This window comes from Nonomuraea roseoviolacea subsp. carminata (genome assembly GCF_024172185.1).
Lineage (GTDB): Bacteria > Actinomycetota > Actinomycetes > Streptosporangiales > Streptosporangiaceae > Nonomuraea > Nonomuraea roseoviolacea.
Map to the genome: position 1 here is coordinate 3450597 of NZ_JAMZEC010000001.1, position 18159 is coordinate 3468755.

An 18159-nucleotide genomic window follows, 5' to 3' on the forward strand; every position below is an offset into this window, starting at 1 on the left:
GCTCCCTCTCAACGACGCCGCAACGACGCGCTGCCGAAAGTGGTCAACGCCAGCCACTCAACCTTTCTTGAGGGCGAGGAGCAAGCGGCGGGCGGCGCGATCCACACTGATGACGGCCACCTTGACATGGTCGCCGACCTGAACGACCTGGCCGGGAGCCTCGACGGGCGCGGAGAGGAGCTTGTCCAAGGGCACCAGGCCCTCGATGCCTTCTACGACTCTGACGAAGGCTCCGAACGGTACGAGCTTGGTCACGGTTCCGTGGAACTCCTGTCCCTCGCGAGCCGCGTCGGCGAACTCCTGGAAAGGATCCGGCTGAAGTGCGCGAAGGGAGAGCCTGGCTTCGCCCTGGTGAGTATCGAAGCAGAGGATGGAGCAGGTGACCCTCTGCCCTACCTCGACGATCTCAGAGGCCTCATCGAAATGTCGCCAGGACAGCTCAGGGATCGTGATGAAACCCACTCCTGGATGGACGGGATGCGGCGGCCCGTCATCCAGGGCCACGAACACACCGAACCGCTGCACGTCCGCCACTTCGCCGCTGAGCACTTCGCCAGGGCGGAGTCCTTTCAGGAATGCCCAGAGTTCGGGGTTCTCGGTCGCGGCCAGGGAGAGGCCTATTCTCTCCCGCTCCTCATCGACGTCGATCACTTCGGCGGTGACGCGTCGGCCGACCTGGATGACCTCATCCGACCGGCGACTCCAGGAGACGTCCAAAGGCCCGATGTCCGCCGATGCCTGCCCGAGCCGCCCATCGAGCCGCACCTCGGCCCCGTGAGGGCGTCCCACCTGCGTGATCGTCCCCGAGACGATGTCGCCGGTCCGGACCTTCCTCAAGATGTCCGCGATGTCCTGATCGTCCGGCGGGCTGTCCACACTGCTCACCTTGCCATGCCTGGTTCCGCGTTATCGGTGCCGGCGAGGGCGCGGGTGACGGTGATGGCCTGCTCCAGGGTGAATGCCCCCGAGGCTCCGGGGCAGCGGCGGCTGTGGGGCTCATCGCAGACCATCGCTCCGTTGCTCAGTTGCTGCCAGGTGGCGGGCTCCCAGTAGGCATGGTTGTTGGGGCGCAGGAGAGTCTCCGCGATACGGGCGGGCTGCGGGCTGGTGGTCAATTCGGAGAGCGCCGCAGCGACGGTCGGGACAGCGGTGTCGGGCAGGTCGGCGTCACCGAGGGCGGGCAGGAGGATGAGGAGTCGGCTGGCAGGGTCCAGCAGCGTCTCGCGACCAGAGGTGGGTGGCCGATTGGCGATGGTGATGAGCTCGGGCCAGGACAGACCGGGGCCGATGAAATTTCCGTCGACCGTGGCGAGGTGGAGATCGTGGGGCCAGCCGGGGTGGGTCAGGACATAGTCCAGGCCCATGTCGCCGTCCAGGTTCCGGTAGACGATGTGGATATTGCTTGTACTGCGCAGCGGAACGGTGAAGACGGGCCAATGGTCGTGGTCGAACACCCGGCCGTGGAGTTCTTCGGCGTACACGATGTCCACCCCGAATGCTTCCTCGAGGTCATCGAGCCCGTCTGCTCCGATCTGGCAGGAATGGAGGGCCCAGAACACTGGATCGCTCAGGAGATGGGAGCTCTCGGTGAGGGGGTGGCTCTCGAATCCAGTGATCAGCATGGGGACAATTCTTTCAGCGGGCCTGCGGGCCGTAGATCGGTTCCGGTCACCGCCCTCCAGAGCCGGCGCCGATATCGGCGTGCGTCTTTGCGAACAGGACGTCAGGAGTCTGTGCGCTTCGGCCCCGCCTCACCGAAGGTGCCTTGCACTCGTCCGCCATGCGGCTGAAGGCGATCTTGGCGCTGTTCGCTGTCTACGCTGCAACTACCGGCTCGTCGCCCCCCCCACGTCACGCCCCGAGGAACAGAGCTGGCTTCCCAGCCGATCTCAGGAGTGGCCGGGCATACGGGAAACCCCTTCGGTACCGGATCAGCCAAGAACTACGCCGCAGGCTGGCCCAGCGTTATGGCGGACTCGTCACCATGGCGTGGGACCCCTTGAGACAACCCATGCAGTTGCTCTGACACCACCCGATCTGCACACCGCCTCCTCAGCCAGGGAAGGTTTCCGGGGCAGGGTGCCGTTTGTCGCGTTCTCGCGAAAGGCATCCAGCGCGAGAGCGGCGAAGCGGCGGGCCGCGACCGTCCGTGTGGTGGGGCGGGTCGACGACAGTCCGCGGCCGGCCAGCAGGATGAGGACCAGATCGTCGATGGCGAAGTCGTGCCGTAGCTGCCCCGCTCGCTTCGCCCGGGAGGCCAGCGCTCCGAGCCGGCGCAGAAGCTCTGCTCGGTGGTGCGCGAACACAGGTGCCTCGGGGTTGGCCGACATGAACGCATCGACGAAGCCTCTGTTCCGCACGTTGAGCACGCTCAGCCCTTCGACGACGGACGAGAAGCCGCGCCAGGGGTCCGGGTCGGCGCAACCGTCCGTGACGATCTGGCGGCATGCGCGCAGTTCGTCCGCGAACACGTTGTCGATGAGCGCCTGCTTCGTCGGAAACCGTCGGTAGAGGGTCGCCGGACCCACTCCGGCGCGGCGCGCCACCTCTCGCATCGTCACCTCAAGACCGCGCTCGGAGAACAGGGCGCGGGCCGCGTCCAGGATCTTGTCGCGGTTCTCCTGCGCGTCTGCGCGAAGGTTGTGAGTCACTTCTTCCGTCATCGTTCTCACTTCCCGTAAGTGGACGCATGCGTCCACTACCGTGCGGATCGTACCTGGCCACAGGGTGATGAGAAGGAGGCGTCGATGCGCGCGGTGGTGATCGAGCGGTTCGGAGATCCGTCCGGGCTGGCGGTGCGTGAGATCGCGGATCCTGCGCCGGCCGCCGACCAGGTCGTGGTCAGGGCTGAGGCGATAGGGGTCGGCGGGGTCGATGCCGTGATCCGTCGCGGGACCCTCGGCGCCTATGGGTTCGCCGAGGGACTCGTTCCTGGCAGCGAGGTCGCCGGCGTGGTCACCGCGGTCGGGGACGGCGTCGATCCGTCATGGCTCGGGCGGCGCGTGTGGGCGTTCACGGGGACGGGCGGGGGCTACGCCGAACTGGCCACAGCTCACATCGATGACGTCACCGTCCTTCCTGACGGGCTCTCGTCGATCGACGCCGTGACGCTCGGCAGTGCGGCCACCGTCGCGCACTTCGCGCTCGCTCACGCGCATTTCACCGCCGGCGAGTCGGTGCTCGTACGCGGTGCGGCGGGCAGCATCGGCATCGCGACCGTGGAACTCGCCGCCCGCGGTGGCGCGAGCGTCGTCGCGGTCACCACGTCCTCTCCGGAGCGCGGGGAACGGCTCCGAGACCTGGGCGCGACGCTCGTGCTCGACCGAGCAGGGCGCGGCGACCACGACCCACCCGGCGCGTTCGACGTGATCATCGACATCGTCGGCGGAACCGACATCCCGGCGTTCATCGAGCGGCTCGCCCCCAACGGCCGCATGATCGCCGTCGGTGTCGTCGCCGGCATGCCGCCGGCGGACTTCGGGATGCAGCTCATGCGGTCCTTCCAGAAGTCACGTTCGTTCGCGACTTTCAGCCTCGACACCGTCCCCGTCGTCGTGCGCGACGCCGTCCGCGCCGAGCAGTTCGACGCCGCCGTGAGCGGGCGCCTGCACGCCGTCGTGCATGAGGTATTGGGGCTCGATCAGGCCGCCGTGGCGCATCGTCGGATGGACGACGGAACCGTGTTCGGTCGCATCGTCCTCACCCCGTGATCGCGAGAACCGCCCCGCGCGACACCCGCCTGTGAAGACGGGGAGCGCCGTGATCTACCGTCGCCCCATGGTGGTGGTCCTCGTGAACGGCCTGCCCGGAGCAGGGAAGAGCACCCTGGCCAGGCCACTCGCGCACGAACTCGGCCTCCCCCTGTTCAGCGAGGACCTCATCAAGGAGACGTTGGCAGACCAGCTCGGCGTGACCCCGCCCGCGGGGCTCACCAGCCGCGAGTGGAGCCGGCGGCTCGGCTCCGCGGCGGGCGAGACCCTCTGGGGGCTCCTCGGTGACAGCCGCCAGGGTGCCGTACTTGAGAGCTTCTGGCCGGTCGGCCTGCGACCCGTGGTCGTCGACGGGCTCCGTCGTGCGGGAGCGAAGGCGGCACACGAGGTCACACCACCGGACCCGTGGACATCACAGCCCTCGCGACGGAAATCCGGGAAGTCCGCAGGCGACTACTCCCCGGATGACATCCCGTAGCGGGTGGCGATCGCGACGGCGCGGGCGCGCAGGGAGTCGCGCAACCACTGCGGAGCCAGGGCTTCCGCGTACGTGCTGAGCTGCCACAACGCCCACTCCGCGTGCCTCGGGTCCTGGAAGGTCACCTCCAGCCGCAGCCAGCCGTCCGGGTCGGCGTCCTCGGCGAGGACGGCCAGCGCGGTGCCCACGAGGTCCTCCCGCCGCGCCGGGTTCACCCTTACCAGCACGGTGACCTGGTCGCCGCCGGTCCGGAACCGGGTGCTGCGTTCCTGCCAGGCCCGGTCCAGGTCGACCCGGTCCGGTCGCTGCGCGGGTTCGGGGAGTTCCTTGGCGGCCAGGACCCGGGACAGCCGGTAGGTGCGGTCGGCGCCGGACCTGGTGGCCAGCAGGTAGCCCCGGTCGCGTACGGTGACCAGGCCGATCGGGTCGACCGTGCGCCACTTCGGGGCCTGGTCCGCAGCGGCGTAGTGGATCTGGAGCTTGTGCCCGGCGAACACCGCGCGCAGGATCTCGGCCGCTATGGCGTCGGGCACCTCCTCGGCGGCCAGCCGGCGTGAGAGCAGGTCGGTCTCCGGGTCGATGAGCAGCCGCTCGGCCGCGCCGGCGGCGGTGGCCCGGTAGCTCTCGGGCAGCGCGTCGACCACCTTGAGCATCGCCGAGGCGAGCGCCGAGCCGAGGCCGAACGCCTGCGCGCCGCGTCGCGATCCGGCGACCAGCAGGGCAAGGGCCTCGTCGGGGTTCAGTCCGGTCAGCTCGGTCCGGAAACCGGGCAGCAACGCGAAGCCGCCGTGCCGGCCGCGTTCGGCGTAGACGGGGACGCCCGCGGCGGACAGCGCCTCGATGTCCCGCAGCACGGTGCGGGTGGACACCTCCAGCTCGCGGGCCAGCGCCGCCGCGGACATCCGGCCGTGCTGGCGCAGCAGCAGCACCAGCGAGACCAGCCGGTCGGCGCGCATGCGCGAACTTTATCGAAATACGCGACAGAGGATGTCGTGATTTGTTGGGAGGCTCATCAGCGCCATCGGGAAACGAATGAATGGAGCTGATGTGGCGATGGAGCGAACGGCGGTCAACCCGTGGGCGTGGTCGGTGGAGATGGGGTACAACCAGGGTGAGGTCGTCTCCGGGCACACCCGGACCCTGTACTGCTCCGGGCAGACCGCGATGAGCGCCGACGGCAAGCCGCAGCACGCCGACGACATGGGGGCGCAGCTGGCGTTGAGCCTCGACAACCTGGAGGCCGTGCTCGGCGAGGCGGGCATGTCGCTCGCGAACCTGGTCCGGCTCAACGTCTACACCACCGACGTCGATCGGCTCTTCGAGCACTACGGCGTGCTGGCGGGGCGGTTGGGCGCCGCCGGGGTGGCGCCGTCCACCACGATGCTCGGCGTGACCCGGCTGGCGATCCCCGACCTGATGGTCGAGCTTGAGGGGACCGCCGTCGCGTGACGCGACCTCGCCGCCCCCGGCGGGGCCGCCGGGGGCGGCACGAGTGGGAGGCAGGTGGGTGAGTTCCGGTGCGCAGAATGGTGACGATCGGCGTCTACGGCTTCGACGGCGAGTCCTTCCTGCGACGACTGCGGCACGCGGACGTCCGCCTGCTGCTCGACGTACGCCAGCGCCGCGGTGTCCGCGGCCCCGAGTACGCCTGGGCGAACTCGGTCCGGCTGCAGGCGGCCCTGGCCCAGGCCGGGATCGCCTACGAGCACCACCGCGAGCTCGCCCCGACCACCGAGTTACGCCGGCTCCAGTACGCCGAGGACGACCGCCAAGGAGTCGGCAAGCGCTCGCGCCGCGAGCTCGCCGCCGAGTACGCCCGGCGCTACACCGCCGAGATCCTCGACCGCGCCGACCTCACGCCGATCGTGGCGGCGCTGCCGAGCGGCGGGACCGCGGCGCTGCTCTGCGTCGAGCGCGACCCGGAGGCGTGCCACCGCTCGTTGATCGCCCGGCGGTTGACCGAGCGGCACGACGTCGCGTTCGAGCACCTGCGTCCGCCGTGACGCGTGACTTCCGGGGTGGTCGCCGTGGGGAGCCGAGGCGCGGTCATCGGGACCCGTGCTGGGCCAGCTCGGCGACCATCGCCGCCACCGTGTCCACCTCCTCCTCGGTGTTGTAGTAGTGCGGCGACAGGCGCAGCGCCCATTCGACGTCCTTGTCGGCGAAGTCGTACTGGGCGAACTCGCGGAAGCTCAGCGCGGAGTTGACCTTCCGGGCGTCCAGGGCCGCCTTGAACGGCTCCGGGCGCCAGCCCTCGACCGCGAAGGTGACCAGCCCGGCCAGTTCCGGCCCCCGGTCCAGGACCCGTACCCCCGCGATCGCGGCCAGGTGGTCGCGCAGGCGCGCGGCCAGCGCGGGGGTGCGCCGGGAGATGCGCTCCACCCCTACGTTCAGGGCGTAGCGGGTGGCCGCGGCGCAGCCCAGCAGGGTGGAGTACGGGAACTCCCACTCCTCGAACCGGGCGGCGGTCGTGACCGGCTCGTAGCGGTCGCCGGCGACCCAGCGCGCGCCGTACATGTCGATGAACAGCGGCTCGTACCCCTGGGAGAGCACCCGGTCGGAGACGTACAGGAAGCCGGACCCGCGCGGCCCGCGCAGGAACTTGCGGCAGGTGGCCGTGAGCAGGTCGCAGCCGATGTCCTCGACGTCGAGCGGGTACTGCCCGGCCGACTGGCAGGCGTCCACGAGGTAGAGCAGGTCGAGCTCCCGGCAGTGGCGGCCGATCTCGGCGACCGGCTGGACCAGGCCGGAGTTGGTGGGCACGTGCGTGGCGGCCACAAGCCTCGGCCGCCTGGAGCGCATCAGAGCCGCCATGGCGGCCACGTCCACGCCGTTCCCGTCGGGAAGGTCGGGCGCGTGGACGATCTCCACGCCGAACCGGTTGCGCAGCGCCAGGAAGGCGATCTGGTTGGAGATGAAGTCGTTGCGGGTGGTCAGGATGACGTCGCCGGGCTCGAAGGGGATGGCCGACAGCGCCTTGCTGTAGCCGTGGGTGGCGCTGCCCGCGAACGCGACGTTCTCGGGACGGCAGCCGATGAGGTCGGCGATCGAGTCGTAGAAGTCGCGCACCTGGGCGCCGCGGGCGGCGGAGGCCTCGTAGCCGCCGATCGCCGCCTCCAGCTCCAGGTGGTCGATCATCGCCTGGAGGGCCGGCTTGGGCAGCAGGCCGCAACCGGCGTTGTTGAAGTGGATGAGCGACTCGCAGGCGGGCGCGTCGGCCCGGAGGGCCTGGAGCGTTTCCGTACTGAAGTCAATAACGTTACTCTGTTCTCTCATGCACGAGAGTAACACTATCGAGCAGCTCGCAGCCAGGCTCCGGACGGAGATCTCCGGCCTCCCGCCGGGCGCCCGGCTGCCGAGCGCCCGCGAGCTGGTGCGCCGCCACGGCGTGAGCCCGGTGACGGTGACCCGCGCCTTCGCGCTCCTGTCGGCCGAAGGCGCCGTCGTGACCCGTCCCGGGAGCGGTACGTTCGTCGCCCACCGCCGCGGCCGGCCCGGCGCCGCGGCCGCCGACACCTCGTGGCAGGCGGTGGCGCTGGGTGACCGCAGCATCGACACCGCGCTGGTGCGCCATGTGCTCGGGCCGCCCCCGCCCGGCTCCGTCACGATGTCCGGGGGGTATCCGCATCGCTCGCTCCATCCGGTACGGGCTCTGGCCGCGGCGATGGCCCGGGCCGCGCGCCGTCCCGACGCCTGGGACCGCGCGCCCGTCGAAGGGCTGGCGCCGCTGCGCGCGGTCTTCGCCCGTACCGCCGGCGTGGACCCCGACGACGTCCTGATCACCGGCGGGGGCCAGGGCGCGCTGTCGATGGCGTTCCGCGCCATGGCCGCGCCCGGCAACCAGGTGCTGGTCGAGTCGCCCACCTACCCCGGAGCCCTGTCGGCCGCCCGCGCCGCCGGCCTGCGCCCGGTGCCCGTGCCCATGGACGCCGACGGCCTGCGCCCGGACCTGCTGGCCGAGACCTTCGCCATGACCGGCGCCCGGCTGCTGTACTGCCAGCCGACCTTCCACAACCCCACCGGCGCGGTGCTGCCGCCCGATCGGCGCCGCCAGGTGGTCGACGTGGCCCGCGCCAGCGGCGCCTTCGTCCTGGAGGACGACTTCGCCCGCCTGCTCGGCCACGGCGGGCCGCCTCCCCCGCCGCTGGTCACCGACGACCAGGACGGCACGGTGGTGTACGTGACCTCGCTCACGAAGGCTGCCTCGCCCAGCCTGCGCGTCGGCGCGCTGGTGGCCCGCGGCCCCGTCATGTCCAGGCTGCGCGCGACGCGGCTGGTCGACGACTTCTTCGTCGCCCGCCCCCTCCAGGAGGCCGCGCTCGAACTGGTCAGCTCGCCCGCCTGGGACCGTCATCTGCGGACGCTGGGGGCGGCGCTGCGGGAACGCTGCGCCGCCCTCGCCGCGGCGCTCGCCGAACACGCGCCGCAATGGCAGGTGGCCCGCGTCCCCGTGGGCGGTTTGCACCTGTGGGCCCAGACCGGCCGCGCCCACGACGCCGCCGAGACGGCCAGGCGGCACGGCGTGGCCATCGACCCGGGCCAGGACTTCTTCGCCGCGGAGGCGCCGGGGGCCTTCGTCCGGCTGAGCTTCGCCGCCGCGGCCGACCCGAGCGAACTCGTCGACGGTGCGCGCCGCCTGGGAGCGGCCATCGGCTGAGGGCTCATAGCGGCTGAGGGCACGGGGCCAAAGGGCTTCGCCCGGGGGCGCTTCGCGCCAATGGGCTCAGACGTTGCTCCCAGTCGGGCCACAGGCCCGACCCCTGGAGGGCCTCGCTCCGCTCGGACGCCTTCCCAACCACGCAAGCCGCCCAGTGGGCCGAGAAGAGCACGTTCCTGCGGATGCCGGGGGCGGGCGGCCACTTCGAGGGCAGCGCGAAACGCGCGAGGCGTCACATGGAAGCGCCAGGCTCGTCCGGAACCTCGTGCGGGTAGTACCCGTAGTGCCGTTGCTGCCGGCGCCCGAAGTAACCCGCTCCCGCGAACAGCATCCCCATGACGGCCGCCCCACCGAGGCAACCAAGCAAGGAAGGCCAGGTGAAGGCGGATTCCGTCCCAGACGGGGCGGAGATCAACACGAAGAAGCCCCCGAAAGCGAGACCTGAGATCAGCCCGAGGCGCACTGGATGGGCCGCGGCGAATCGCCGAGCGCGATCCGGCTCAACACCGCCTCCCAGGAACGCGTCCACTCGCCAGAACCAGTCCGCGAGAAGGCTCGGCAGGCGCACCCACGACCCCTTTCACTCCTTCGCGAGGCTCGGCGGCGCGCTCCGCCGCTAGGCGTTCCGTCGTTCCTGGCCTGCGATCTCGTTCGACAGCCGGCGTTTCTCATGCATTGTCCGGAGAAACCAGCATGCCTGACGGAGGAGTGCGGGTCCATCCGGTCTCCGTGGCATCTCGTCAGGCGGCGTCGAGCGCCTCGGTGATCTTGCGGACCATCTCGGCCATGGTGGGGGTGGGCTCGCCCTCATGGGGCCGGGTGGCTGCCGCGAGGGCGACGAGGACGGTGCCACGGAAGTTGTCGGCCTCCGCCTGGTCCTGCCGCCTGAGCAGGCTCATGGAGGCCGTCAGGGCCGGCAGCACCTGGTCGGCGATCTCGGCGACGGACTTGCCGTTCAGCTTCACGCCCGTCGACTTCTCGGCGAGCACGTGGCCGACCAGGCCGGTCGCCGACGCCAGGGCGATGGAGCCCTCGGTGGCGACCTTGTGGGGCGAGCCGGCGGCGTCGGCGGCGGCCAGCAGCGAGACGGCGCCGTACGCGGCGGTCCGCAGCGTGAGCTTGTCGTGGTCGGTGAGGGTGACGGACATGGTCGTGGGCTCCTTGAGTCGGTTGGCGAAGTTCAGCCGCAGGGACGGATGGGTGGGCGCCATGGGTCGTCAGTCCTCGATCGCCTGGTAGAGCGTGGTCCAGAAGTCGTGGATGAGACGCATCGAGTCAGGCGTGGACGCCCCGACCTGGGTGAGCAGGATTCCGGTGAGCTGCTTGTCCGGGTCGGCGTAGGTGGCCGAGCCGCTGCCGCCGTCCCAGCCGAACTGGCCGACCGAGGCGTAGTCGCCGCGGTAGGTGCGCACCGCCATGCCGAAGCCCCAGCCGCCGTGCTGGCCCTGGCCGTGCGAGATGTGCACGCTGTCGCGGGCCAGGGCGTCGCGGGCCGCGTTCTGCTCGGGGGTCAGGCGGTTGGTGGTCATCAGCTCGACGGCCGGCCGCGACAGGATCCGCTCGCCGCGGTGCGTGCCGCCGTTGAGCAGCATCCGGAAGTAGGCGTGGTAGTCGTCGGCCGTGGAGACCAGCCCGCCACCGCCGCCCTGGAACACCGGGGGCTCGTTCCAGCGTCCCCCCTTCGACTCGTCCCACACGAGGAACTCCCCGCTCTGCGGGTCGGGCGCGTACAGGGGCGGCAGCCGGTCGATCTGGTCGTCGGGCACGTGGAAGGCGGTGTCCTTCATGCCCAGGGGGCCGAAGACGCGTTCGCGCAGGAACTCCTCGAACGACTGACCCGTCACCCTGGCCACCAGCACCCCGACCAGGTCGTTGCTGATGTGGTACTGCCAGCGCTCTCCGGGCTGGCACATCAGCGGCAGCTCGCCGAGGCGGCGCATCCACTCGTCCGGCTCGGGCATCGGCACCGGCAGGTTGGGCGTCAGGCCCCGCGCGAAGACTTCGCCCATGATCGGGGTGCCCAGCGCCGTCATGTCCATGCCCAGCCCGAAGGTGGAGGTCAGCACGTCGCGCACGGTGATCGGCCGCCGCGCCGGCACGGTGTCGTCCAGCGGGCCGTCGATGCGCTTGAGCACCCGCCGGTCGGCCAGCTCCGGCAGCCACGCGTCCACCGGGTCGTCCAGCCGCAGCCGGCACTCGTCCAGCAGCACCATCGCCGCCGCCATCGTCACCGGCTTGGACGTCGAGGCCATCCGGAAGATCGTGTCCCGGCGCATCGGCGCGCCGCCGTCGTGACGCATCGTGCCGATCGCCTCGACGTGCGCCTCCTCACCCCGGCTGACCAGGGCGACCAGTCCGGGGATCTTCCCGGAGTCGACATGCCGCGCCAGCACGTCGCGCAGCCTGCGCAGCCCCGCCGCGGAGAAGCCGCCGTTGCTCTGTCCCATCATGAAGCTCCATGTCTCAATGTTCGTCGATCTCTGAACGACTGCGACAGTACATTGCGTTTATAGATTCGTCAACGAGTAAGGGCTCAAAGTTCTTGCTGTGTGAGCAGGCTTTAATGGCCTTCTTTGCAATGGCTATGGCGCTGAATGCAACGGGACGATCGGACTGCGCATTGCAATGAGCTCGGCGTGAATGCATACTGTGCTGCGGGCCGGCAGGTCGGCAGACAGGAGACGAGCACCGATGCCCGGAGGCAGACTCACCACCGAGGACCGTCAGCACATCGCCGCCGGGCTGGCAGAGGGGCTCGGGTACGCGGAGATCGGCCGGCGTCTGGGACGGCCCGCCTCGACCATCATGCGGGAGGTCACCCGCAACGGCGGCCCCGACGGCTACGGGGCGGACCAGGCGCAGGAGGCCACCCGGCACCGTGCCCGCAGGCAGAAGCAGGCGCAGCCCCCGGCGCCGCCGGTCCCCGACGACGGACACGGGCGCGACCCCCAGGCGGTGCGGGACTTCACGGAGTCCTTCACCGCGCTGCTCGTGCAGCAGGGGCTGCCCCGGATGGAGGCCAGGGTGCTGGCCTGCCTGTACATCACCGACTCCGGCGCTCTCACCGCCGCCGACCTGGTCCAGCGGCTGCAGGTCAGCCCGGCGTCGATCTCGCACGCCGTCGCCTTCCTCGAACAGCAGGGCATGCTCCGGCGCGAACGGGTTCCCGGCGCGCGGCGCGAGCGCTATGTCGCCGACGACGAGATCTGGCTGCGGTCCATCGTCGCGGCCCTGCAGATGAACGAGGCCCTGGCGGCCGCGTCGCAGCGCGGAGCCGAGATTCTCGGGGTCGCGACTCCCGCCGGCGCCCGCTTCGGGTCCTCCGCCGACCTCCTCCTTCTCGTGAACAAGGCGTTCCGGCAGGTCATCGAGCAGTGGCAGCGGAGCCGGGCCGAACCTGCTCCATAGGCCCGTACGAGCAGCTCAGCCCCGCCCTCGTCGCGGAGCGTTGCAACTCATTCACAAGAGTTCGCCAAGTCGATTTGCCTACCTTCGCCAGTGAAGGCACCAGCGTGCGCGCGGACGGACGCTGACCGAGGCAGGAGGGGATCGCATGACCCGCAACGCAAACCCCAGGGTGGGGAGTCCGGCATGAGAGTCGTCTACAAGGTTCTGGCCTACCTCGTCGCGGTCGAGGTCGCCGTGCAGGCGGCGGTGATGGTCTTCGGCGACGCCGGCCTCGGCAAGTGGGTCGGGCAGGGCGGCGTGCTCGACAAGACGGTCCTGGAGAGCGAGGCGTCCCCGTTCCCCGAGGTCGTCGGCTTCATGGCGCACGGCATCAACGGGATGATGGTCATCCCGGTGATCGCGCTGCTGCTGCTGATCTCCTCGTTCTTCGCGCGGGTGCCCGGGGCGGTCAAGGCGGCCGGGCTGGTGCTGCTGCTCGTCGCGGTCCAGGTGACGCTCGGCCTGGTCGGCCACGACATCCCCGCGCTGGGCGCCCTGCACGGCCTCAACGCGCTGCTGCTGTTCAGCTCGGCCCTGTACGCGGCTCGCCGCGACCGGAGCGCGGCCGTGCCCGTCCCGGCGGAGCCGCGGCTCGGCGCCGCGGGCTGACGCACCCCGCATGAAGGACATGCACCGTCGTGGCGCCCGCCTCCGGCTCGCCGTCGCGGGCGCCGCGACCATCGCCGTCCTGGGTCCCCTGGCATGGCTCTGGCAGGACAGCCTGATGCCGGCGGCGTACTCGGTCATGGACATGGGGTACGCGGACTACGGCGGCGGCCCCTCGCCGGGCCCGTCGAGCCACGCGGCCGGCTCGGGACACGGCCACGGAGCCCACCTCGCTACCGCCGCGCAGGGCCACAGCGGCCACACCGGCCACACCGCGACGGCGCGCGACGTCACGTCGCTGACCGCCGACCGGAACCGCGCGGCCGACGTCGCGGTCACCCTGGTCGCACGCGCGCAGCGGTTCCGGCTGCCCACCGGCCGTTCCGTGGACGGATACACGTTGAACGGCACGTCCCCCGGCCCCGCCATCCACGCCACGGCCGGGCAACTGGTGGAGGTCCGGCTGGTCAACGAGTCGGTGCCCGGCGGCATCACGCTGCACTGGCACGGCGTCGACGTCCCCAACGCCGAGGACGGGGTGGCCGGCGTGACCCAGGACGCGGTCGCCACGGGCCGCTCGCACACCTACCGGTTCGTCGCGGGCCAGGCGGGCACGTTCTGGTACCACTCCCACCAGGTGTCGCACGAGCAGGTCCGCCGGGGGCTGCTCGGGGCGCTGGTGGTCACCCCGGCGCGGCGGCCGCCCGCCGGGACGGTCGACGTCGTGGCGCTGCTGCACCTGTACGACGGAGCCCGTACGGTCAACGGCCGGGAGGGCGACGTCCGCGTGGCGGCGCGTCCCGGCGACAAGGTCCGGGTACGCGTGATCAACACGGAGAACGGCGAGACGCCGGCCTGGGTCGGCGGCGCGCCGTTCCGGCTCGTCGCGGTGGACGGCACCGACGTGAACGAGCCCGCCCCCGTGCGCGACACCACCGTGATGGTCACCGCCGGAGGCCGCGCCGACATCGAGGTGACCATGCCCGAGGACGGATCGCCGGTGCGGGTCCACATCGGCGGCCCGGGCGGCGTCGTGCTCGGTTCGCGATCGTACGACGCGCCCGCCGCGCCCCTGCCGGCGAAGAAGCTGGACCTGCTCACCTACGGCGCGCCGCGACCCGTCGGCTTCGACGCCGAACAAGCCGACCGCCGGTTCACCTACGAGATCGGGCGCCGGCCGGGGTTCCTGGACGGGATGCCGGGGGTCTGGTGGACGGTCAACGGCCACATGTTCCCGGACGTGCCGATGTTCATGGTCGCCGAGCACGACGTGGTGCGGATGCGCGTCTCCAACCACAGCGGCGAGTCTCACCCCATGCACCTGCACGGCCATCACGCCGTGGTGCTGAGCAGGAACGGCGTGCAGGCGACCGGAAGTCCGTGGTGGATGGACTCCCTGGAGGTCGGCAACGGCGAGTCGTACGACATCGCCTTCGTCGCCGACAACCCGGGCATCTGGATGGACCACTGCCACAACCTGCCGCACGCGGCCGAAGGGCTGGTCGCCCATCTGATGTACGAGGGGGTCACCACGCCGTTCACCGTGGGCGGCGAGGCCGCGAACGAGCCGGAGTGAGCCTGCCCGCCGGGCCGCCAGGTGAAGACCAGGAGCACGCCCGGCTCCAGATGGGACGCCGGCACGGGCCAGAGCCGTCCGCGGTAATCGGGCTCCAGCGCGTACATCACGTTGATCCCGGGCCGAGGGCTCCAGGGCGAAGACCTCAGCCGGGGTCCACGCGGCCAGCGATCGGTCATGGCGGGCGACGGTAGCCCGCCGCGTCACCCGCCGGCGACATAGAAATCCATCCCGCCGTAGTCGAAGGTGATCGCGTACGGCTTGAAGAACTCGTGCGTGATGTTGGCGAGCAGGTCGAAGCCGAACTGCGCCGACTGACCCGGGCCCGGGAAGCCGGGGAAGACCTTCTCCGCCGCGTGACCTCGCACGTCGCGGCCCGACGCCCGGCCGAGGCTGATCCGCTCAGCCGTGATCGGGTAGAGCGTGGGCCCGTTCCCCGGCAGGGGGTGGTCGCGGTCCACCGCGATGCCGAGGCGTTCGGCGATCTCCGCCGTCGTGTCGAGGCCGTGGCCGATGCCGCCCATATCCAGGGTGACCATCCGCGGCCCGGAGTCCTGGACGGCGCCCAGCGTGCAGGGGTAGTGGTCGCCGGCCAGCCACAGCGGCAGCACGCTCGCTCCGGAGCGGCGCGCCCGCGCCTGGAAGCGCCGTCGCTGGGCCTCAGTCCTGCGGCGCAGGACGAGCGCCCGGTCGGCGTAGTCCATGGTGGTCAGGAAGTGGTAGAAGACGGTCGTCCCGATCACGCCGGCAGGCTGCGATCCGTCCGGCAGGGGCGGCCGGCGCATGTCGATCCACTGCACCGGGAGGTCGCGGATCTCGATCCGGCCGATCCGGAGCGAGTCCAGCACGCCCAGGTAGATCGTGACCGGCTTGTTGTCGGCGACGCCTCCCGGCACCGTGGCCAGGGCTCGCAGTCCCGCCTCCTCGGCCGCCTCCGCCGACAGGTCGAGCGTCCCGTACGTGTCGAGCAGGAACTTCCTGCCCGGCCCGCCGTTGAGCGCGGCCTCGACGGAGGGTACCGGGTCGAGGGTGTGGAAGGGCACGCGCGTGCCGGCCGCCCCCTCGATGCGCCACGGCGTGCCGGTGAGCCGGGCGAAGGCCGCGTCCCGCTGGTCGCCGGTCTGCCGCAGCAGGGGGACGGCGCGGGCGTGCCGGTCCTGCCGTACGAAGCACTCGGCGAGCCGCCGCCTGGACGCGACGTCGCCGGGGTCGAGGTCGACGGCCCTGGACAGGAACGTCTCGGCTGGGCCGAACCGGTTGGAAAGCAGGGCGATGTAGCCGAGCCGTGCGGCGGCGTGCGCGTCCTCCGGGTCGTCGTGCAACCGGCGCCGGTAACCGCGCGCGGCCTCGGCGAACTCGCCGTTCCGGAACAGCTCGTCCGGGGTCGCGGCGCCGTTCTGGAGCAGCTCGTCCGGAGTCATGGCGCGAGCGGCGGCGGACGCATCCGCCAGGGCCGCGATCGGGAGCGCCATGGCCGCGGCCAGGCCCGCTCCGCGCAGCAGGGTGCGCCGGTCGAAGGTCTGCGACTCGTCTCGGGAGGTCATACCCGGCTCCTAAGCCAGTGGTGCGGTCGGGTCCGCCCGCCGGGGCGATCGAGGGCGGGCGCAGGGCAAGGCAACTCCCGTACCTGTTCAACAGGCATAAGCCCGCAGGCGTGAACGTGATCGCGGACAAAGGCGGAGTAAGGGTGTAGGCCATCGAAAGGACACCCGCCGCATGACCGCTCCACCGAGCACCGCCGCCCGTCCTGGCCCCGGGAGGTGGCATTGCGCGTCCATCTAGCGCTGGCGGCCAGGCGCGCGGGCGTCCCGCTGCCGTCCGTGGTGCTGGAAGCGGCGCGTGAGGCGATCTCGCGCGCCTTCCCGGTGCCGGCCGCGACCGTGACCGCGAGCGGATGGCGGTCGGCCACCGGCGACACGGCGTTGCTGTCCTGGTCCAACGAGCCCGAGGGACACGGGCCCCCCACGCTGGGCTCGGGGGCCGGCCGCGTGGCCGGCCTGACCGGGCATCTGGCCGATCCGGGCGACGTGGACCGGCTGCTGGCCGCGCCCCGGCTGGGCGAGGCCGCCGTCCGTACCGGCGGGGTGTTCTCGATCTTCAGGGCCGGTGAGGGACAGGTCAGCGCGGCGACGGGGCTCACGCGCGCGTGCCCGGTCTTCTACGCCGAGACCGCGGGCGTCCACGTCGTGGGCAGCCGGGCGCTGCTCGTCCACCTCGCCGCCCGGGCGGCCGAGACGGCGTCGCACCGGCCCGAGATCGTCTGGGATCTGCCCGCGCTGGAGTCGATGGTGAGGACGGGGTACTTCCTCTCCGACGAGACGCCGTTCCGCGGGGTCGGCGCGTTGCCGTGCGCGGCGGAGATCACGATCACGGCGGGCCGGCGCGCCATCACCGTGAGCCCGCCCCCGGAGCCGCGGGCGGCGCCCACCTCCAGGCGCGCGACGCGCGCCCACGTCGACGAGCTCGCCGACGCGCTGCTCGCCGCCGTGCGTCCGCTGCGGGACACCGCGGAACCGGTACGTCTGTCGCTCACCGGGGGCCGCGACAGCCGTCTGCTCGCCGCGCTGCTGCACCGGGCGGGCATCCCGTTCGTGACGGCGACCTCGGGACACGACGACAGCGCCGACGTGGTGCTCGCCAGGCGCGTCGCGGAGGCGCTCGGCGTGCGGCACAGCGTCTCCCGGCCGCGACGCTCCGAGGGCGGCGGCGAGCTGATCGTCCCGCATCCGCGCGTGCGCACGCACAACACGCTGTTCGCCTGCGAGGGGATGATCTCGGCGTACGAGAACATCCCCGGCGGCACACGGTACGACCCGACGCCGCGGATGTCCGGTCACGGCGGGGAGATCCTGCGCGGCGGTTTCCTGCAGAACCAGGCCGATCCGGACCCGAAGGCCATCAGGCGCAGGGTGGACGCCCTCTTCGGCAGGAACGCCGACCTGCTGACGAGCGAGGGCAGGGAGCACGCCCACGCCGTGGCGTCCCCGTGGCGGGAGCGCTGCCGCGAGGACGGCCCCGGCGCGCTCGACCACCTGTACCTGGCGTACCGGGTGGGCCGCTGGCACGCCGCCTCCCGCGCGTCGCTGCTGCGCGCGCAGAACCCCGTCCCGCCGTTCCTCGACAATCTGGTCGTACGGACCGCGCTGGGCATGGACCCGCTGTGGCGGCGCTCCGAGGCGCTGATCCACGGCGTGATCGGCGCCTTCGCTCCCCAGTTGCGCGACGTGCCCGTGGAGGGCCGCCCCTGGCGCTTCACGGCCGAGGCCCGCGACCCGACGCCGGTCGAGCGGCTCCGGTCACGCCTCCGGCTGCCGGTCCGGAAGGGGGCCGCGCCCGAGCCGGGCGGTCCCGTCCCGGCCGGCAAGCCCTGGAACTGGCGGCTGGAACCCTCTCCGGAACTGCTCGGCCTGATGCGCGCGGGCATCGTGGAGGCGCACGAGGCGCTGAAGGGGGACGGGCTCGCGGCCGTCGTGGACGAGCCGCACATCGTCGGCGCCGGTGAGGAGGCGCCGGGCGGCCGGATGGACGTTCTGTGGCATATGTACACGGTCTCGGTCATGCTGACGGACGCCTTCGCCTCCCCCGCCCCACCCGACCTCTCCTCGCTGAGCATCCCCGTCCCTGAGTCGCCGTCCACAGGGAGCTGACCCGATCGGTGCTTCGTCCACAGGGAGCTGCCCCCGAC

The 18159-nt window shown here is 71.6% G+C and carries 17 protein-coding genes; 9 read left to right on the forward strand and 8 right to left on the reverse strand.

What is annotated here, in order from left to right; translation table 11 throughout:
- Nucleotides 1-57: 57 nt before the first annotated feature.
- From HD595_RS16120 to HD595_RS16130, 3 genes are all read right to left on the reverse strand, one after another.
- Nucleotides 58-876: a S1 RNA-binding domain-containing protein gene (locus HD595_RS16120; protein WP_253769858.1), complete on the reverse strand. Its 819-nt coding sequence runs from the start codon at nt 874-876 to the stop codon at nt 58-60.
- Nucleotides 877-881: 5 nt separating this feature from the next.
- Nucleotides 882-1622 carry a hypothetical protein gene (locus HD595_RS16125; protein ID WP_253769860.1) on the reverse strand — a complete coding sequence of 247 codons (741 nt, stop codon included), beginning with the start codon at nt 1620-1622 and terminating at the stop codon, nt 882-884.
- A gap of 357 nt (nt 1623-1979) precedes the next feature.
- The gene (locus HD595_RS16130; protein ID WP_253769862.1) at nt 1980-2663 is read right to left on the reverse strand and encodes a TetR/AcrR family transcriptional regulator; all 684 of its coding nucleotides are present in this window, start codon (nt 2661-2663) and stop codon (nt 1980-1982) included.
- Between the two features lie 84 nt (nt 2664-2747).
- On the opposite strand from HD595_RS16130, the gene HD595_RS16135 reads away from it, so the two are divergent.
- Together HD595_RS16135 and HD595_RS16140 are read left to right on the forward strand one after the other, a co-directional pair.
- Nucleotides 2748-3710: a zinc-binding dehydrogenase gene (locus tag HD595_RS16135; RefSeq protein ID WP_253769863.1), complete on the forward strand. Its 963-nt coding sequence runs from the start codon at nt 2748-2750 to the stop codon at nt 3708-3710.
- Nucleotides 3711-3777: 67 nt separating this feature from the next.
- Nucleotides 3778-4188, forward strand: a complete 411-nt coding sequence (locus HD595_RS16140) for a P-loop nucleotide/nucleoside kinase family protein (protein WP_253769865.1) — start codon at nt 3778-3780, stop codon at nt 4186-4188.
- Here the strand turns inward: HD595_RS16140 and HD595_RS16145 are convergent.
- Nucleotides 4164-5144, reverse strand: a complete 981-nt coding sequence (locus HD595_RS16145) for a helix-turn-helix transcriptional regulator (protein ID WP_253769867.1) — start codon at nt 5142-5144, stop codon at nt 4164-4166. The genes HD595_RS16140 and HD595_RS16145 overlap by 25 nt on opposite strands.
- Nucleotides 5145-5241: 97 nt before the next feature.
- Here HD595_RS16145 and HD595_RS16150 point away from each other — a divergent pair, with 97 nt between their 5' ends.
- Both HD595_RS16150 and HD595_RS16155 read left to right on the forward strand, forming a co-directional pair.
- Nucleotides 5242-5637 carry a RidA family protein gene (locus HD595_RS16150; protein ID WP_253781194.1) on the forward strand — a complete coding sequence of 132 codons (396 nt, stop codon included), beginning with the start codon at nt 5242-5244 and terminating at the stop codon, nt 5635-5637.
- 77 nt (nt 5638-5714) lie between these two features.
- The gene (locus HD595_RS16155; protein ID WP_253781196.1) at nt 5715-6191 is read left to right on the forward strand and encodes a DUF488 domain-containing protein; all 477 of its coding nucleotides are present in this window, start codon (nt 5715-5717) and stop codon (nt 6189-6191) included.
- A gap of 43 nt (nt 6192-6234) precedes the next feature.
- On the opposite strand, the gene HD595_RS16160 is transcribed toward HD595_RS16155, so the two are convergent.
- Nucleotides 6235-7464, reverse strand: a complete 1230-nt coding sequence (locus tag HD595_RS16160) for an aminotransferase class V-fold PLP-dependent enzyme (protein ID WP_253769869.1) — start codon at nt 7462-7464, stop codon at nt 6235-6237.
- Here HD595_RS16160 and HD595_RS16165 point away from each other — a divergent pair.
- Nucleotides 7463-8845 (forward strand): aminotransferase-like domain-containing protein, encoded by a 1383-nt coding sequence (locus tag HD595_RS16165; RefSeq protein WP_253769872.1) that lies wholly within the window; start codon nt 7463-7465, stop codon nt 8843-8845. The two genes, HD595_RS16160 and HD595_RS16165, sit on opposite strands and share 2 nt — an antisense overlap.
- A 740-nt stretch (nt 8846-9585) precedes the next feature.
- Here the strand turns inward: HD595_RS16165 and HD595_RS16170 are convergent.
- Together HD595_RS16170 and HD595_RS16175 are read right to left on the reverse strand one after the other, a co-directional pair.
- Nucleotides 9586-10056: a hypothetical protein gene (locus HD595_RS16170; protein WP_253769874.1), complete on the reverse strand. Its 471-nt coding sequence runs from the start codon at nt 10054-10056 to the stop codon at nt 9586-9588.
- 6 nt (nt 10057-10062) lie between these two features.
- Nucleotides 10063-11292, reverse strand: coding sequence for a serine hydrolase domain-containing protein (locus HD595_RS16175; protein WP_308211365.1), 1230 nt, complete (start codon nt 11290-11292; stop codon nt 10063-10065).
- A gap of 244 nt (nt 11293-11536) precedes the next feature.
- On the opposite strand from HD595_RS16175, the gene HD595_RS16180 reads away from it, so the two are divergent.
- The 3 genes from HD595_RS16180 (at nt 11537) to HD595_RS16190 (ending at nt 14474) form a co-directional block, all read left to right on the forward strand.
- Nucleotides 11537-12253, forward strand: coding sequence for a GbsR/MarR family transcriptional regulator (locus HD595_RS16180; RefSeq protein WP_253769878.1), 717 nt, complete (start codon nt 11537-11539; stop codon nt 12251-12253).
- 183 nt (nt 12254-12436) lie between these two features.
- On the forward strand, nt 12437-12901 hold the full coding sequence (locus HD595_RS16185) for a hypothetical protein (protein ID WP_253769880.1): 465 nt from the start codon (nt 12437-12439) through the stop codon (nt 12899-12901).
- Between the two features lie 10 nt (nt 12902-12911).
- Nucleotides 12912-14474: a multicopper oxidase family protein gene (locus HD595_RS16190; protein ID WP_253769882.1), complete on the forward strand. Its 1563-nt coding sequence runs from the start codon at nt 12912-12914 to the stop codon at nt 14472-14474.
- A gap of 203 nt (nt 14475-14677) precedes the next feature.
- On the opposite strand, the gene HD595_RS16195 is transcribed toward HD595_RS16190, so the two are convergent.
- Nucleotides 14678-16018, reverse strand: a complete 1341-nt coding sequence (locus HD595_RS16195; RefSeq protein WP_253769885.1) for an aspartyl protease family protein — start codon at nt 16016-16018, stop codon at nt 14678-14680.
- Nucleotides 16019-16240: 222 nt separating this feature from the next.
- Here HD595_RS16195 and HD595_RS16200 point away from each other — a divergent pair, with 222 nt between their 5' ends.
- Nucleotides 16241-18121: an asparagine synthase-related protein gene (locus tag HD595_RS16200; protein WP_253769887.1), complete on the forward strand. Its 1881-nt coding sequence runs from the start codon at nt 16241-16243 to the stop codon at nt 18119-18121.
- Nucleotides 18122-18159 lie beyond the last annotated feature (38 nt).

Coding starts and splice junctions, on each gene's coding strand:
- HD595_RS16140 (WP_253769865.1), top strand. CDS start 3,778: ATGGTGGTGGTCCTCGTGAACGGCCTGCCCGGAGCAGGGAAGAGCACC.
- HD595_RS16160 (WP_253769869.1), bottom strand. CDS start 7,464: ATGAGAGAACAGAGTAACGTTATTGACTTCAGTACGGAAACGCTCCAG.
- HD595_RS16150 (WP_253781194.1), top strand. CDS start 5,242: ATGGAGCGAACGGCGGTCAACCCGTGGGCGTGGTCGGTGGAGATGGGG.
- HD595_RS16135 (WP_253769863.1), top strand. CDS start 2,748: ATGCGCGCGGTGGTGATCGAGCGGTTCGGAGATCCGTCCGGGCTGGCG.
- HD595_RS16155 (WP_253781196.1), top strand. CDS start 5,715: ATGGTGACGATCGGCGTCTACGGCTTCGACGGCGAGTCCTTCCTGCGA.
- HD595_RS16190 (WP_253769882.1), top strand. CDS start 12,912: ATGAAGGACATGCACCGTCGTGGCGCCCGCCTCCGGCTCGCCGTCGCG.
- HD595_RS16165 (WP_253769872.1), top strand. CDS start 7,463: ATGCACGAGAGTAACACTATCGAGCAGCTCGCAGCCAGGCTCCGGACG.
- HD595_RS16185 (WP_253769880.1), top strand. CDS start 12,437: ATGAGAGTCGTCTACAAGGTTCTGGCCTACCTCGTCGCGGTCGAGGTC.
- HD595_RS16130 (WP_253769862.1), bottom strand. CDS start 2,663: ATGACGGAAGAAGTGACTCACAACCTTCGCGCAGACGCGCAGGAGAAC.
- HD595_RS16170 (WP_253769874.1), bottom strand. CDS start 10,056: ATGGCGCCCACCCATCCGTCCCTGCGGCTGAACTTCGCCAACCGACTC.
- HD595_RS16195 (WP_253769885.1), bottom strand. CDS start 16,018: ATGACCTCCCGAGACGAGTCGCAGACCTTCGACCGGCGCACCCTGCTG.
- HD595_RS16125 (WP_253769860.1), bottom strand. CDS start 1,622: ATGCTGATCACTGGATTCGAGAGCCACCCCCTCACCGAGAGCTCCCAT.
- HD595_RS16145 (WP_253769867.1), bottom strand. CDS start 5,144: ATGCGCGCCGACCGGCTGGTCTCGCTGGTGCTGCTGCTGCGCCAGCAC.
- HD595_RS16180 (WP_253769878.1), top strand. CDS start 11,537: ATGCCCGGAGGCAGACTCACCACCGAGGACCGTCAGCACATCGCCGCC.
- HD595_RS16175 (WP_308211365.1), bottom strand. CDS start 11,292: ATGGGACAGAGCAACGGCGGCTTCTCCGCGGCGGGGCTGCGCAGGCTG.